We start from the raw sequence: 13,544 nt of genomic DNA, 5'->3' as shown, positions 1-13,544 counted from the left end.
GTCGGAGGCCGACATCTTCGGGTAGGCCTCGATGCGGGTGCCTCGGAAGAGCCGGTGGCTCTTGTCCAGACCGCGGACGATGGTGTGCATCCCGCCCTCGCCGACCTCGACCTCGACGGCCGTCACCTCGCCGGACAGCAGCAGCGTCGGGCCGCCGGGCTGCGTCGACTGCACACTCAACTCGACCTGTGCGGCGATGTCGATGCCCGCCTTGGACAGCACCATCCCCGACTCGTCGGCGAACCGCAGCACGAAGAGGTCGGGCACGGTCGAGCTGTCGTCGATGTACGCGCTGGTCAGCAGCGGCGCCACGTCCGCCGGCAGCGGGTTGTTGTTGACCTTCACCAGGGGGGTGTTGCTGAACTCCTCACCGTGCGGCATCGAGCACCTGCCTCCCGGAGCCGAGGAGCCCTCGTGGGGCATCGGTCCCGGTCGGGCTGATCTCCTCCAGCGACGGCAGGAGCAGCCGGTGCCCGGGCCTGATCCTCATCGGATCGTCGATGCCGTTGACCGTCGCGACGGCCCGCCACAGTGCGGGCACGCCGTACTCGCGGAAGGCGATGGCCGGCAGGGTGTCGCCGATGACGACCTCGTGGACGCGGTGCGGCAGCACGCCGCCGGAGGTGGGGTTCTGCCGGGGGGTGTCGCCCGAGAGCTCATCGAGGGTGACGGTGCAGGTGGCGCGGATCGGGACGCCGGAGGCGGTGAAGAGCGTGTACTTCGCCTGCACCTGGCTGACGTAGGCGAGGAAGCCGGTGAGGCCGCCCCACCGGAAGATCACCCATGGCGGCGATGCCTTCTTGGCGGCCAGGGAGTCGGCCGTCGGCACGGTGAGCGCGAAGAGCTGCTCGACGATCTTGACGACGCTCCCGTCAGGCTTCGCCGAGGCGTCGAAGAACATCTCGATGGTCAGCTTCGAGGGCTGTGACCCGGTGAACTGGGGCGGTGCTGCCTTCTTGGCGCCCTTGGCGTCCTCGCGCTTCCAGCTCGCTGACTTCGAGAGCGACAGCTCCTTGGGATTGAACTGGAACTCGATCTTGCCCTTGGGGCTGCTCGGCGGCGTGAGGGTGCCGGTGGTGCTGGGCTCGTAGACGTTGAGATAGGCGTGCTGGAGGTTCGGCCGGGCGCCGTCCGAGCTGCCGCCGCCGGAGTCGGCCGCGTTGAAGGAGACGGGACTCGAGCTCATCGTCTCAGCCCTTCGCCTGGAACCCGTGGTGGGCGATCTCGAGGGTCTCCGTCAGCACCTTGGGCTGGTCGCTGTTGAGGCTGGGGCCGGTCCAGCGCACGGGGACGACGTCGATCAGCGACCACTCCGCGACGATCGTGCCGTCCGCGCGCATCGCCTGGATCACGCCGGTCTTGCGCTGGTAGCCGGCGGCGACGGACGAGACCCAGCTCGCGAGCTTGGCCGTGCTCGGACCGAGCGGACGGGACAGCTTGATGTTGGCGTACTTCAGCCGACTGGGGAGCTGCCAGACGAAGGCGTTGTTGCCGCCCTCCTCGCGGCTCTCCATGACGACCTCGCAGTTCATCCCCTCGCAGCTGCTGAAGACGCCGAGGTCCTCGTCATCGATCTTGACGACGAAGCTCACGCCGACGGCGGTGTCGAGGTCCTGGGTGATCACCATCGCTGGCCTCCTCCTCTGAGATTCGTCCTCCCGTCAGCCGGCACTGCGGGGCCCCGGGCGTCGTCCGTCATCGCATCAGGCATCGCTCAGCACCGACTCACCACGGATCCGTCCGGATACCGCGCCGCTCGCGGTCGACGAGCAGCTCGGCCTTCAAGCGGCGCATCACCGCCGGGAAGAGCTGCTGCGCGAGCGCCTCGACGTTTCCCGAGGAGGGGGCAGCCCCGGAAGGCGCGGCGCCCCCGGCAGGCGTGGCGCCCCCCGCGTCTGACGGCGCTGCGGGAGCGGCGGGTGGTGCGTCGGCAGCCTGGACAGTGACCGGGTCCGCCGCGCCGGCCGTGTGCGCGACCGGGTCCTCCGCCGATGCCTGAACAACGACCTGCTCGATGACCGGCGACACGAGGGGCATCGAGGCTGTGGCGGCGGCGGGCGCCGACGGGCGCCACGCGGGCGGGCCCGCTCGGTGTGGGACGGTCTCCGAGGAGCCGCGGGCCGGGGCGATCGCGCCCGCTGTCGGCGCGGCGAGCGACCGAGCCACCACGGTGCCGTCGACATCGAGCGATCGATCGGGCGATGGCCCGAGCGATGGCCCGAGCGATGGCCCGAGCGATGGCAGGGGCGATGGTTCGGGCGTTGGCCCGAATGACGGCGGGAGCGATGGCTCGGGCGCGTGGGGGTGAGCGGCGGGCAGCACATCGTCCGCAGGCGGGGCATCCGTCGCGGGCACGGCGGAACCGGCACCGGGTGGCCCACCGGCAGGACGGGGCCACCCGGATGGGGTACCGACGGAGCGCTGGATGCTGCCGGTCCGGGCCGTGGTCGGCACCGTGGTCGGCACCGTGGTCGCTGGGGCGGCCGGGATCCGCTGGATCGGCACCACCCTCTCCCGCGACACGGGCCGTGGAAAGGGCGACGCCGGCGCGACGACGAGGGACGGTGTCGGCTGGCCGGGCCCCAGCAGGAGCGAGGAGCGCTGGATCGAGGTCCCGATGCCGGACGCGGTCGGCAGAGGCACATCGGTGATCGGGCCGGGCGGATGGACCTGGACGGTGGGCCCGTCGGCTCGCGCCGAGGTGCCTTCGTGCTGGACCTGCCCGGCACCGGGGATCTCCTCCGGCAGGACCGGGTCCTGGAGGGCGCCGGTCGGGATGTCGGCGAGTGTGCTGGATCCCGTGTGAATGTGCGTGTCGACACCGGGGGCGGCGTCCGAGCTGCCGGGATCCGCCGAGCCCTCGGACGGCGTCAGACCCGGCGGGGTCGTGGGGTCGACCGCTCGGGCGAGGGGGACGAAGGGCAGGGCGAGCGGCGCTGCGGGTGCGACGCCCGCGATCGGCGTACGGGGGTCGGTCCGGTCCGCACCGGTGCCGATAGGTGTCCCGAGTGGCAGCGGACGCGACGCCGAGGGGACGCCTACTGCGTCCGCGACGGTGGGTCCGTCCTGACTCGGCGGCTCGACCCCGAGGGGTCGGATCGCTCGCTGGACCGGGACTTCCGTGAATCCGAGGGCCCCGGGCAGCACACCGCCGGGAGCCACGGCCCCGGCGGGGGCCGGACCACCCGGCTGGGACCGGGGCGGCCGTTCGGCTGTCTGCTCAGGCTCGACGTCGACGGCTGTGCCGGGGACCCGCGCGAGCGGCTCGCCCAGCCCGGCGCGCCGGGCAGGACCGGAGGCGAGCGCAGGCGGACCGCCGGTCACCGAGCGCTGCACCGGCGGCTCGGGGAGGATGTCGTCCTGATCGGACCGATCGTCGTGGTCCGGGTGGTCGTGCCCTACTGCATGTCGGGCGAGGACCGGACCTGTCGTGCGGATCGCCGGACCTCCCGCTGCTGGCGATGATGCACCCGGCACGGGCGGTGCGGTGGGCGACGCAAGCGGTCCGAGCGACGCCGTCGTGCCGGCGATGCGGCGCTCGTCGGGCAGCCCGACGTCACCCGGCGGTTCGTCGTGCCCGGGCGCGACCGCCTCGACGTCCGTGACGCTCTCCGGCGGCGCAGCGTCTGCCACGACCGACCGGTGGACCACCGGGAGGTTCGCCGCAGCCGGGGCGCGGAGCAGGGTCGGCATGGGGGGCCGTACGGCGACGACGGGCGCCACGGGAGCGGCAGCGGCGTGGGCCGGCGTATCCCCGTGGACGTCACCGCTGAGATCGTCGGCGACCGCTGTCGGGAGATCGCTGGCCGCGCCCTCCGGGCCGACCTCCGTCGAGTCGACGGGGATCGCCGGGACCGTCGCGGTCAGCTCTGGGGAGGAGACATCCGACCTCGACCGCTGCGCCGACCGCTGCACCGAACGTTGCACCGCCGGTCGCGGGGGCGGCAGCAGGGTCAGCTCCGGACCGCGGACGACGGAGGTGGTCGGCTGTCCGACTCCCCCACCGTCACCGTCGATCACGCCGCCCGGCGCGCGGGCGGTGATGGCGTGCGACATCGATCCGGTGAAGGCGGGCGAGCGCCATGCGGGCAGCGACGTGGCGAAGGTGGCCGGCGAGGTGACCGGCTCGATCGCCGTGTCGAGGATCCGCTGGATCGGGGGGAGGAAGGCCCACCCCATCGGACCGGGCGCCGGTCGCGCCGCGGGCTGCTGCTCAGGGGGCGACACCGGCGCGGAGGCAGACGGGCCTCCGGTCAGCCCCGACGCCGAGTCATCCGGGCGGCGCGCCCACGGCCAGCGCATGGGTCATCGCTCCTCGGCGAGGCGCGTGTTGATGCTGGCGATCTCGCTGACGAAGCGCAGGCGCTGCGGGTGCTCGAGGTCGAGGATGTCCTGCAGGCCCCAGTGGAAGTGATAGGCGACGTACGCGACCTCCTCGTAGATCCGCTGGGGTGCGTACGTCACGATTCCCCCAGGCGCCCACCCGCGAGGTCGATCGTGAAGCGGTGGGAGCAGCCCGGGCAGGTCACGGCGGCCCGCGTGTGTCCCTCCGCGTTGATCCGCCGGTAGAAGTCCTGCAGGAAGGCCACGTCGCTGGCGAACATGTTCTCGACGACCTGCGCGTTGATCGTGCCGACGGTGCCCAGCCGGGTGATCACCCGGCCGAGAAGGACCACGGTCGTGAAGGCCGGGTTCTCCTGCACCCGCTCGTCGTAGAGCGGCAGCAACTCGTCGCGGGCCGTCGCCAGGCGCATCGAGCCGTGCCGGTGGACGACGCCGTCCCGGTCGACATATCCCCGCGGCAGCTCGAAGTCGAACTCCGTGCGCATCGTCTCCCGCTCCGGCCGCGAGGCGCGCACCTCGGGCCCGGTCGCCGGGTCGAAGGACGGCGCAGGGTCGATGACAGGCGCAGGTCCGCGCTTCATCAGGAGACGGACACTTCGTCGTAACAGATCGTGAACTTCTCGGTCGCCTGCTCGGTGGCACCGGCCTTCAACGCGTTGATCTCGACCGACTTCACCCAGCAGTTGGTGAAGTTGTAGGTCTTGATCGGCGCACCGGCGAAGTCGAGCAGCTGGACACTCGCCGTCTTGCGAGCGCCGGCGACGTCACCCTCGGCCACGGTCTTGAGCCAGTCCGTGATCGTCTTGCTGTCGGTCAGGCCGCGGGTGACGGAGAACTCCCCCGCCTTCGGGCGCCCGATCAGCTGACGGACGACGTACTTGCCGTCGCTGGTCTGCTGCTTGAGCTCGATCTTGTCGACCTCCGACTTCAGGCCGCTGACCTCGTTGACCTTCGGGATCTGGATCCCGTCAACGGTCACGATGAAGCCGTTCGCCGGGCTGGAGTCGAGCGGATCTGCGAGTCCCATCTTGATGCCTCCTTGCTGGTGCCGCGCTGGTTCACGGCCGGGTGGGTGGGTGCTGGGTCGGTCACTCGGACACGAGGCTGGTGCCGCCGGAGAACTGCGACAGCTGGAAGATGACGAACTCGGCCGGCTTCACCGGCGCGATCCCGATCTGGCAGACCACCTGGCCCGCGTCGATGCCCTCGGCGGGGTTGGTCTCGTCGTCGCACTTGACGAAGAAGGCCTCGTCCGCGGTGGTGCCGAAGAGTGCGCCCTTGCGCCACTCGTTGATCAGGAAGGCGCTGATCGTACGGCGGATCCGGGCCCACAGTTGGTGGTCGTTGGGCTCGAAGACGACCCACTGGGTGCCCATCAGGATGGACTCCTCGAGGTAGTTGAAGAGCCGGCGCACGTTGAGATAGCGCCACTCGGCGTCGCTGGAGAGGGTGCGTGCGCCCCACACCCGGACGCCGCGCCCGGGGAAGGTCCGGATGCAGTTGATGCCGACCGGGTTGAGCAGGTCGTGCTCGGCCTTCGTGATCTGGGTCTGCAGCGAGACCGCGCCGCGGACGACCTCGTTGGCCGGGGCCTTGTGTACGCCGCGTGTGTCGTCGCTGCGGGCCCAGACGCCGGCCATGTGGCCCGACGGGGGCACGTACTTGTTGGACCCCGACACCGGGTCGAAGACCTGCACCCACGGCCAGTAGAGCGCGGCGAACTTCGAGTCGTAGCCGGCGTCCTTCTGGCGCCACTGGTGCACCTGCTGGGCGTTGAGGCCCGGTGGGGTGTCGAGGATGGCGATCCGGTCGCCCATCAGCTCGCAGTGCGCGATCATGCCCAGTTGGACGGCCTTGAAGGTCTCCAGGTCGATGGCGCCGTTCTCGAGGGCCGCGGCGAGGTCCGGTACGGCGACCATGGTCACCTCGTCGACCGCCTCCAGGCCGCCGAAGCCGGTGCGCTTCGCGACATCGCCGACGTAGTCGGCTGCCCCCAGGCTGTCGGTGCTCGGCGCGACCGGCTCCGGCGCCGGCTCGACCAGGTCGGTCTGCCCCTTGGCGATCGGAGTCAGCCCGCTCCCCTCCGAGACCTCTTCCAGAAGGATCACTTTCGACTGCGCCTTCACCTTGGTGGCGACGTTGTTGTTGCCGGCCTTGGTGGTGACGTTGTCGAAGGTCTCGGCGACCTTGCCGTCGACGAGCACGACGAGCTTGAAGTCGTCGTCCGGGGCGTTCTCGCCGCTTGCCGGCTCGACACTGACCTGGACGTCCTTCGGCGCGTTGGCGCCCTTCGCGATCGAGCTGACCCGATAGCCACCGATCACCGCCTGCTTCGGGGCCTCGATGGCCTTCGGTGCGGTGCCGTTCCCGTTGCCGCTGCTCGGTGCGATCCGTACGACGAAGCAGTTGCCGCCTCCGTTGAGGAACCAGCCGTAGACGGAGTGGGCGAGATAGGAGCTCTCGACGAAGTCGCCGAAGCTCTCGGTGAACTGGGTCCAGTTGGACACCAGCGTCGGCTCGTTGACCGGCCCCTTGGCGGCCAGGCCGACGAAGGCGGCCACCGACGTGCCCACCCCTTCGATGGGCCGCGATCCCGCCGGGACCTCCTCGACGTAGACCCCGGGCGAGAGATAGGTGGGCATGGTGCCTCCTCGATGAGTGCACTGGAACTGGGGGGTCTCCAGCCTCCCGCCGCAGCCTCGCGCCGAACACGTCCCCCGGGACGGCCGGGAAGGAAGGGAGAGGTGCCCGATGGGGCACGAGGGGGTCAGGCGGCGCCGTGCCTCAACCCTCGCCGCCACGATCTACCAACGAGTCGACCACATCCAGCACCTGTCGACTTGCCGCGTCCCGGATCTGGTCCTCGTTGGGACGGATGTCCGGGTGGCCCCGAGCCGTGAGCTTCGCCTCGCCCGTGTGGTCCTGGCGAACGATGCCCGCGAGCTTGCCGACCAACGCCCCGAGAACCGCGCCGATGCGGGTCCGGAACGACGCACGGTTCTGCCCTGCCGCCGCGGTGGCCCTGGCCCGCCAGTCGGCGACTGCTCTCACCCCGGCCTGCTGAATCGACCTGACATGCTGGCTCGGATCCTCTCCAGCCGCGATGAGCCGGGCACGTTCAGCGTCCTGCGCTCGGCGCCGACGGCTCTCCTCGTTCTGGCCGCCGAGCGACGGGGCTCCCTCGTCTGCGATGCCGAAGGCACTGCTCCCGAAACTGAGCGCGCCGCCCGCCCCGGTGTTCTTCTTGTTGGCGGCGGACTTGTAGATCATGATCGTGTGCTGCCGGTTCTTGTCTGCCGCGGTCAGCGGCCGGAAGCCGGCAGTCACCGCAAGGGTCGACAGGGTGTCATGGTCGATCACGTGCTCCGATTCGAGCCACCGTTCCGGCTTCGGGTCCTTCCGGTTCGAGTTCTTGTTCTGGCTCCAGGGTGCGATCCTGCCCAGGTTCGGGACGACCCCCGCACCCGCCGGCGTAGGAGTGGAACCCGTACTGGACAAGTCCACGAGGACGTCGGAGATCAGGGGGCCTAGCGCCGCGAACTTCGCTCGCGCGACGGCGGGAGCGCCTTCGCCAGCAGCGCGGATCCGGCTCTCGGCGTCGCGCACCTGCCCCGCGACCCGGGCGACGAAGGTGGCGCGGTCCGGGAGTTGGCGGTGTTGTTGCCCGTCGGTTCCGACCTCCGTCCAGCGCGCACGCAGGGCGTCGTACCGCTGCCCGATCTTGATCTCGACCGGCTGGGGGTCACTGGACGCAAGGAGGATGCGGCCTGAGCGCTCCTCGATGCTGAGGGTGTGGGCTTCGCTGCCAGCGGTGAACGGGTGCCGGACCAGGCCCAGCCGTTCGGCCAGGCCCCGAGCTCCCCGCCTGACCCGATCGGCCTGACCACGCACCCACGCGCGCGCCGAGTCCATGCCCGCGCGGATCCGACCGGCGACCCGCCGCACCATCGCGAAGATCGGCGCTCCGGCCTTCGCGACCCAGGCCATGGCCTTGTCGAGTGCCTGATCGACGACGCCCTGCACCCTGGTGATGACGCCCCGTACGGGCTCGGCGATGTCGCCGATGCCGATGAGCCGGGACAGGAAGCCGAGCGCCACGGGGACGGCCCGGCCGAGTGCGCCCTCGACCCATTCGACGGCCTTGCCGATGTTGCCCGAGGCGATCTCGGCGATGGAGTCGAAGATCGCCGACGCCAGCGAGGCGATCTGCTGGCCGCGCTCGATGAAGAACTGCACGGTGTTGTAGATCGCGATGATCGCCTGGATGACCGCGCCGGCCGGGTTGAACATCGAGATCAGCTTGGTGATCGCGGCCCCGACGACGGACTTGGCGACCCACTCCTTGATGCCGTCCATGACCTGGCCGACCAGTCCGCCGGCGAACTCCGAGATCCGGTCCGTGATGGCCGAGAGGCCGCGCTTGAAGAGGTCCCCGATGAAGCCAGCGCCCTGAGCCAGCTTGTCGACGCCCTTCTCGAGCATGTCCATCGTGTCGGCGCCGACAAGAGCCCCGAGCTTGCCCTTGACCTTGGCCCAGGTGAGGCCGAGGAAGTCGAGCGCCATGCCGAGGATGCCGCGCAGGTCGAACCTCTCCGGGATCCGGATGACCCCGCCGAGCGATCCGGTCAGCCACGCGACGAGTCCGTTCTTCAGGTGGGTGCCGATGTTCGTCACGAAGTTGCCGAGACCGCCGCGCACGGCGCTGACGAGGTTGCCGAGGAAGCCCATCGGGTTCGCGACGATCTGGTCGAAGACGCCGCCTGCGCGCTTGATGACGCCCATCACCGCGGCGCCGGCGCCGCCGGCCAGCGACAGCGCGCCCTCGAAGACGAACTCCAGCGCCTTCTTGCCGGCCGCCAGGGCGAAGTCGCGCAACCGGCCCAGCGGAGGGCCGAAGATGCCCTGGATCTTGCGGAAGGCGCCGGCGGGATCGGCGATGTCGGTGATGTCGAGGGCGTCCCACGCGGTGCGGAAGAGAGCCTTGATGGTCTCCCAGTTCAGCCCGAGCTTCGGCACCTCGGTCTCCAGCCACTGGCCGGCCTTCTCGGTCGCACCGGACTCCTGCAGGTTGGCCCGCACCTTGTCCGCGCCGGGGATCAGCCCGAGGACGCCGTCGATCAGGCCGGCCGCGCTGCGCGGCACCGGCGCGTCGCTGATCACGTCCTTGCCGAGCACCATGCAGAGCAGGTCGTAGCCCGGCATCCGCTTGGCGTAGTTCGAGACCGCCTCCATCGCCGAGCGCCGGGCCCCGGCAGCCAGGTCGTCGAGGTACCCCCGCTGCACCCGAGGGGCACCCTGCGACATCACGGACGTCTCGGCCTCGACGGGCGCGACCCCGGCCTCCGCGACCGGAGCGGTTGCCACCGCTGCCGGACCGACAGCCCCCCGTTGGACGGCGGAGGTCACCGCACGGTTGCCGGCCGCGCGCTGCAGCGCGAGCATTGCGGCGGGTCCCCGGGGCGCCGTCGTACGACGAGGCGCGGCCTCGACCCGAGGGGTCGGCGCCGGCGTCGTCTCGAGGTCGCGGGCCGCGGTCATGGCGAACCCCAGACGCCGTCGTCAGCCGTCCGGGCTCAGCCCTCGGCCTCCTCTTCCTCGGCCTCGCCCGATTCCGTGCGCTGGACCGGTCCGAGCGACGCGTCGTGCGACGCCTGGAGCTCCTCCTCCTCGGACTCGCCGCCTCCGGCCTCCCTCTGGACGGCCGGCCGGACCTCGCCCATCGAGTCGTCGTGTGCGGCCTGGACCGCGTCGGTGGGGGCCGGTGCGGGTCGGCTCATCACGTGCTCGGCGTTCGCGGCGGCCTCGACCTCGAAGCGGTCGGAGGGATCGCTCACCGAGACCCCGCCGGCGGCAGGGGTGCCGTCGACGGGACCGGTGCGTTGCTGGACGACATGGGTGAGCTCGTGTGCGAGCAGGGTCTGGCCCTGTGTGGAGCCGGGGTCGTAGCTGCCGCGCTGGAACACGATGTTGTTGCCCACGGTGTAGGCGTGGGCGCTGACGGACCGGGCCGACGCGTCCGCCGCGTCGCCGGTGTGCACCCGCACATCGCTGAAGTCGTGGCCGATCCGGGCCTCCATGTCGGCGCGGACCCCGTCGTCGAGGGCCGAACCGCTGCCGGCGATGACGTCGTGGACCGGCGAGCGCTCCTCTTCCACGACGCCCGAGGCGGCGGCGTTGCCGGCGGAGCGCTGCAGGCCGAGCATGCCGGAGGTCCCGAGCACGTCGGAGCGTCCCGCCGTCGCGGCCTTCATCAGCAGCGGGTCGACGCTGTCCCGGCGTCCGCGGGTGCCGGTCTCGAGCTCGGCGTCGGCCTGCTCGTGGTCGTGGTGGAACATGGCGGCCTCCAGTCGTGGACTGTCTCCAGCCTCGCCACGACGGCGGTCGTCCGCCAGAGCCCGCTGCGCACCCGGGTGGGCCGGATGGCTGCCCGATCGGGCAGCGGACTCCCAGCCTGGATCCAAGATCAGGCCGTCTCCCTGACCAGCGCCCAGTAGGGGCCGAACTCGGCCTGTCGGGTCAGCCGGCCGAGCTTGCGGTACTCGCGGTGGACGGCCGCGACGAGGTGGCGCATGCCGATCACGCCGGAGTCGGCGGCGGCCAGATAGGCGGCGGTGACGGCCGCTGAGCGGATCGAGCCGCCGGCGAGCTCGAAGGAGTCCGCCAGGAACGGCAGGTCGACGTCGGGTGAGCGGCGGATCGTCCGACCGAGGCAGGCGTCCCACAGCGAGCGCCGATGGTGAGCGTCCGGGACGGGGAAGTCGACGAGCACGTCGAGCCGACGGGTGAAGGCGTCGTCGATGTTGGCCCGCAGATTGGTCGCGAGGATGGCGAGTCCGTCGAAGGACTCCATCCGCTGCAGGAGATAGGCGCTCTCGACGTTGGCATAGCGGTCGTGCGCGTCACGGACCTCGGAGCGCTTCCCGAAGACGGCGTCCGCCTCGTCGAAGAGCAGCACCGCGTTGACGCCGGCCGCGGCGGAGAAGATCCGCTCGAGGTTCTTCTCGGTCTCGCCGACGTACTTGTCCACGACGGTGGCGAGATCGACGACGTAGAGCTCCAGGCCCAGGTCTTGCGCGATCACTTCGGCAGACATCGTCTTGCCGGTCCCGGAGTCGCCGGCGAAGAGCGCGGCGACGCCGACCCCGCGACCACCACCGGGCCGCATCCTCCAGTCCCCCAGCACCTGCTCGCGATGTCGTGCCCGCAGCGCGACCTCCTCCAGCGCCGTCAGCACCTGCGGCGGCAGCACGAGGTCTGCCCACGACACGGCCGGGTCGATCCGCCGCGCCAGACGCTCGAGGGCGGATCCGTTGCCCGAGCGCGCCCCCGAGCGCACGTGCCTCGCCCCGATCCGTCCGTCCGGCTCGACCAGGGCCTGCACCCGCGCCGACTCGGCGGCCCGTGCCACCTCGTCGGGCCGCATCCGGAACTGGGTGGTGGCGGCCATCGCATCGTCCTCGGTCAGGGCGCCCGCCATCGCGAAGCGCCACACCGCCATGCGCTCCTCGGCGGTGCTCGACGGCACGTCGATCTGCAGCGGCGGCCGGGCCAGCCAGGCCGGGTCCCAGGAGATGTCGCCGACGAGGAGCAGCGGCCGCGGGTCGGCGTCGAGTGCCTCCAGGACGTCGACCCGGTCGCGCAGCGCCGCGACCGGACCGGCGACGATGCCCGCGCCCGAGAGCCGTGCCTCGCGAGCGGCCCGGCGTGCGAGGCCCACCGGGTCGGGTTGCCGGGCAACCCGCTCGAGGTCGAGCACCAGCACCCCGTGTCCCGTACGACGCAGCGCCGCCGCCGCCAGCAGGCGGCCCGATCCGGTGGCCGGCTCGCGCAGGTAGACGAGCGTCGCGTCGGCCGCCAGCGCGTGCGCCAGCGGCCCCGGATCGCCCCACGGCAGGTCCGGGATCGACCCGAGGACCGGTGCGAGTGCGGCGTCCGGTGAGTCGTCGCCGAGGAGGTGGGCCGTGACCCGGTCCGGCACGCGCAGCGCCCGGCCCGGGAAGGGTCGCTCCGGATCCTCGAGCTCGACCAGGCCGTGACGGGCGAGCGGGCCATGCACGAGGTGGGCATAGCCGCCGGGCGACGACAGCGGCACGCCGGCCAGCTCGAGCGCGACCGCCACCGACGGCCGCCGTCGGCTCACGTCGTCGTTGAGGTAGCCGAAGAACGACTCGAAGCGTGGCTCGACGTCGGCGACGGCGGCGACCAGCAGCAGGTCGAGGTCGGTCGAGCTCAGGTCGAAGGCGGCCGCGAGGTCGCGCAGCCGCAGACGGACCCCGGCCTCCGAGGCAAGGTCCGCCGCGGTCTCGCAGCTCTCGCGCTGCGCGGTGCTGGCCGGCCACTCGACCTGCTCGCGAGGACCCTCGAGCAGCCGGTCCACGACGTCGTCGCTGAGGTAGAGCCCGCGGAACGGGTCGTCCGGTGCCGGATCCGCGGCGCGTCGTACCGCGACCAGCTCGCGGATCCGCTGCTCGACGACGCCCAGCCGTCCGTAGACGTGGGCCAGGCTCGCGGCGGTCATCCTCGGCCCCGGCGGCGGGGAGCCCCCACGGGCGCGACCGACGCGACCTCGGGCCCTTCGGCCGGCGGCGGCACGTGCTTCTGGCGGCGGGCGTCGCCGCCGCCGTCGATGACGTCGTGGGCGTCGATGAGCATGCCTTCCTCGACCGGTGGGCCGGCGGCGTACTCGCGTCCGGTCCACATCGGCGCGATCAGGACGAGGTCGAGCGAGGGCTTGAGCTCTCCGCCGAGCGCCGACCACACGTCCGCGAAGGCGCGGTCCTCCGGGGGCGGCAGCCCGATCGTCATCTTCACGGCCTCGCCGGGCTCGGCGAGCGGCCCGGTGACGAGGCGGTCGGGCAGCGCGTCGTACTGGAGGAAGGCGCGGAGCAGGCCGTCGAGCAGCTGGTGCTCGTCCTCCGAGCGCTGCGTCCAGGCGGTGACGAGGTAGGACAGCTTGAAGAAGCGCGCCGCGGGCCGCCGTACGACGACGATGCCGTCCTCGTTGCGCTCCTCCATGAAGCCGGACGGCCGCCGCTTGAGATCCTCGCGGATGTCGTAGAGGTAGAGGTTGACCGTCGGTGCATTGCGTCGCGCCGCCCAGTCCTTCGTGGGCGCGTCGAAGACCACGTCCAGGTCCTGGCCCTCCAGGGCGTCGGCCGTCACGATCTCCCTGAGGGCGGCATCGACCTGGGCGATCACGT

At 71.6% G+C, this 13,544-nt stretch carries 11 protein-coding genes and 1 pseudogene; all 12 read right to left on the bottom strand.

Going from position 1 to position 13,544, the window contains the following annotated elements; all coding sequences use genetic code 11:
• A pseudogene (locus tag FHP29_RS22210) lies at positions 1 to 381 on the bottom strand (VgrG-related protein); the annotation flags it as partial.
• Complete coding sequence (locus FHP29_RS12615; protein ID WP_139623193.1) at positions 368 to 1,186, bottom strand: CIS tube protein; 819 nt, start codon at positions 1,184 to 1,186, stop codon at positions 368 to 370. The pseudogene FHP29_RS22210 and the gene FHP29_RS12615, both read right to left, overlap by 14 nt.
• Positions 1,187 to 1,190: 4 nt before the next feature.
• Entirely contained in the window at positions 1,191 to 1,628 is a 438-nt protein-coding gene (locus FHP29_RS12610; protein WP_139623192.1) for a phage tail protein, read from the bottom strand.
• A gap of 97 nt (positions 1,629 to 1,725) precedes the next feature.
• The gene (locus FHP29_RS21725; RefSeq protein WP_158296558.1) at positions 1,726 to 3,693 is read right to left on the bottom strand and encodes a hypothetical protein; all 1,968 of its coding nucleotides are present in this window, start codon (positions 3,691 to 3,693) and stop codon (positions 1,726 to 1,728) included.
• A gap of 612 nt (positions 3,694 to 4,305) precedes the next feature.
• Positions 4,306 to 4,464, bottom strand: coding sequence for a DUF6760 family protein (locus FHP29_RS22030; protein ID WP_192904011.1), 159 nt, complete (start codon positions 4,462 to 4,464; stop codon positions 4,306 to 4,308).
• Positions 4,461 to 4,925 (bottom strand): hypothetical protein, encoded by a 465-nt coding sequence (locus FHP29_RS12600; protein ID WP_139623190.1) that lies wholly within the window; start codon positions 4,923 to 4,925, stop codon positions 4,461 to 4,463. Before FHP29_RS12600 ends, FHP29_RS22030 begins: the two co-directional genes overlap by 4 nt.
• On the bottom strand, positions 4,925 to 5,371 hold the full coding sequence (locus tag FHP29_RS12595; RefSeq protein ID WP_139623189.1) for a phage tail protein: 447 nt from the start codon (positions 5,369 to 5,371) through the stop codon (positions 4,925 to 4,927). Before FHP29_RS12595 ends, FHP29_RS12600 begins: the two co-directional genes overlap by 1 nt.
• Before the next feature lie 61 nt (positions 5,372 to 5,432).
• On the bottom strand, positions 5,433 to 6,986 hold the full coding sequence (locus tag FHP29_RS12590) for a phage tail sheath family protein (protein ID WP_139623188.1): 1,554 nt from the start codon (positions 6,984 to 6,986) through the stop codon (positions 5,433 to 5,435).
• 142 nt (positions 6,987 to 7,128) lie between these two features.
• The gene (locus tag FHP29_RS12585) at positions 7,129 to 9,882 is read right to left on the bottom strand and encodes a phage tail protein (protein WP_139623187.1); all 2,754 of its coding nucleotides are present in this window, start codon (positions 9,880 to 9,882) and stop codon (positions 7,129 to 7,131) included.
• 35 nt (positions 9,883 to 9,917) lie between these two features.
• Positions 9,918 to 10,679, bottom strand: coding sequence for an eCIS core domain-containing protein (locus FHP29_RS12580; RefSeq protein ID WP_139623186.1), 762 nt, complete (start codon positions 10,677 to 10,679; stop codon positions 9,918 to 9,920).
• 128 nt (positions 10,680 to 10,807) lie between these two features.
• Positions 10,808 to 12,862 carry an ATP-binding protein gene (locus tag FHP29_RS12575; protein ID WP_139623185.1) on the bottom strand — a complete coding sequence of 685 codons (2,055 nt, stop codon included), beginning with the start codon at positions 12,860 to 12,862 and terminating at the stop codon, positions 10,808 to 10,810.
• A complete protein-coding gene (locus FHP29_RS12570; protein ID WP_139623184.1) occupies positions 12,859 to 13,542 on the bottom strand; it encodes a Pvc16 family protein in 684 nt (227 codons plus the stop codon). Before FHP29_RS12570 ends, FHP29_RS12575 begins: the two co-directional genes overlap by 4 nt.
• Positions 13,543 to 13,544 lie beyond the last annotated feature (2 nt).

It is taken from the genome of Nocardioides albidus (assembly GCF_006335005.1).
Taxonomy (GTDB): Bacteria; Actinomycetota; Actinomycetes; order Propionibacteriales; family Nocardioidaceae; genus Nocardioides; species Nocardioides albidus.
The sequence above is the reverse complement of the archived record's forward strand: the minus strand, read 5'-3'. Positions and strand labels throughout refer to the sequence as shown.

Bases quoted from the DNA above. Each gene is read 5' to 3' on its own strand.
- FHP29_RS12615 (WP_139623193.1), bottom strand. From the start codon at position 1,186: ATGAGCTCGAGTCCCGTCTCCTTCAACGCGGCCGACTCCGGCGGCGGC.
- FHP29_RS12610 (WP_139623192.1), bottom strand. From the start codon at position 1,628: ATGGTGATCACCCAGGACCTCGACACCGCCGTCGGCGTGAGCTTCGTC.
- FHP29_RS21725 (WP_158296558.1), bottom strand. From the start codon at position 3,693: ATGCCGACCCTGCTCCGCGCCCCGGCTGCGGCGAACCTCCCGGTGGTC.
- FHP29_RS12600 (WP_139623190.1), bottom strand. From the start codon at position 4,925: ATGAAGCGCGGACCTGCGCCTGTCATCGACCCTGCGCCGTCCTTCGAC.
- FHP29_RS12595 (WP_139623189.1), bottom strand. From the start codon at position 5,371: ATGGGACTCGCAGATCCGCTCGACTCCAGCCCGGCGAACGGCTTCATC.
- FHP29_RS12590 (WP_139623188.1), bottom strand. From the start codon at position 6,986: ATGCCCACCTATCTCTCGCCCGGGGTCTACGTCGAGGAGGTCCCGGCG.
- FHP29_RS12585 (WP_139623187.1), bottom strand. From the start codon at position 9,882: ATGACCGCGGCCCGCGACCTCGAGACGACGCCGGCGCCGACCCCTCGG.
- FHP29_RS12580 (WP_139623186.1), bottom strand. From the start codon at position 10,679: ATGTTCCACCACGACCACGAGCAGGCCGACGCCGAGCTCGAGACCGGC.
- FHP29_RS12575 (WP_139623185.1), bottom strand. From the start codon at position 12,862: ATGACCGCCGCGAGCCTGGCCCACGTCTACGGACGGCTGGGCGTCGTC.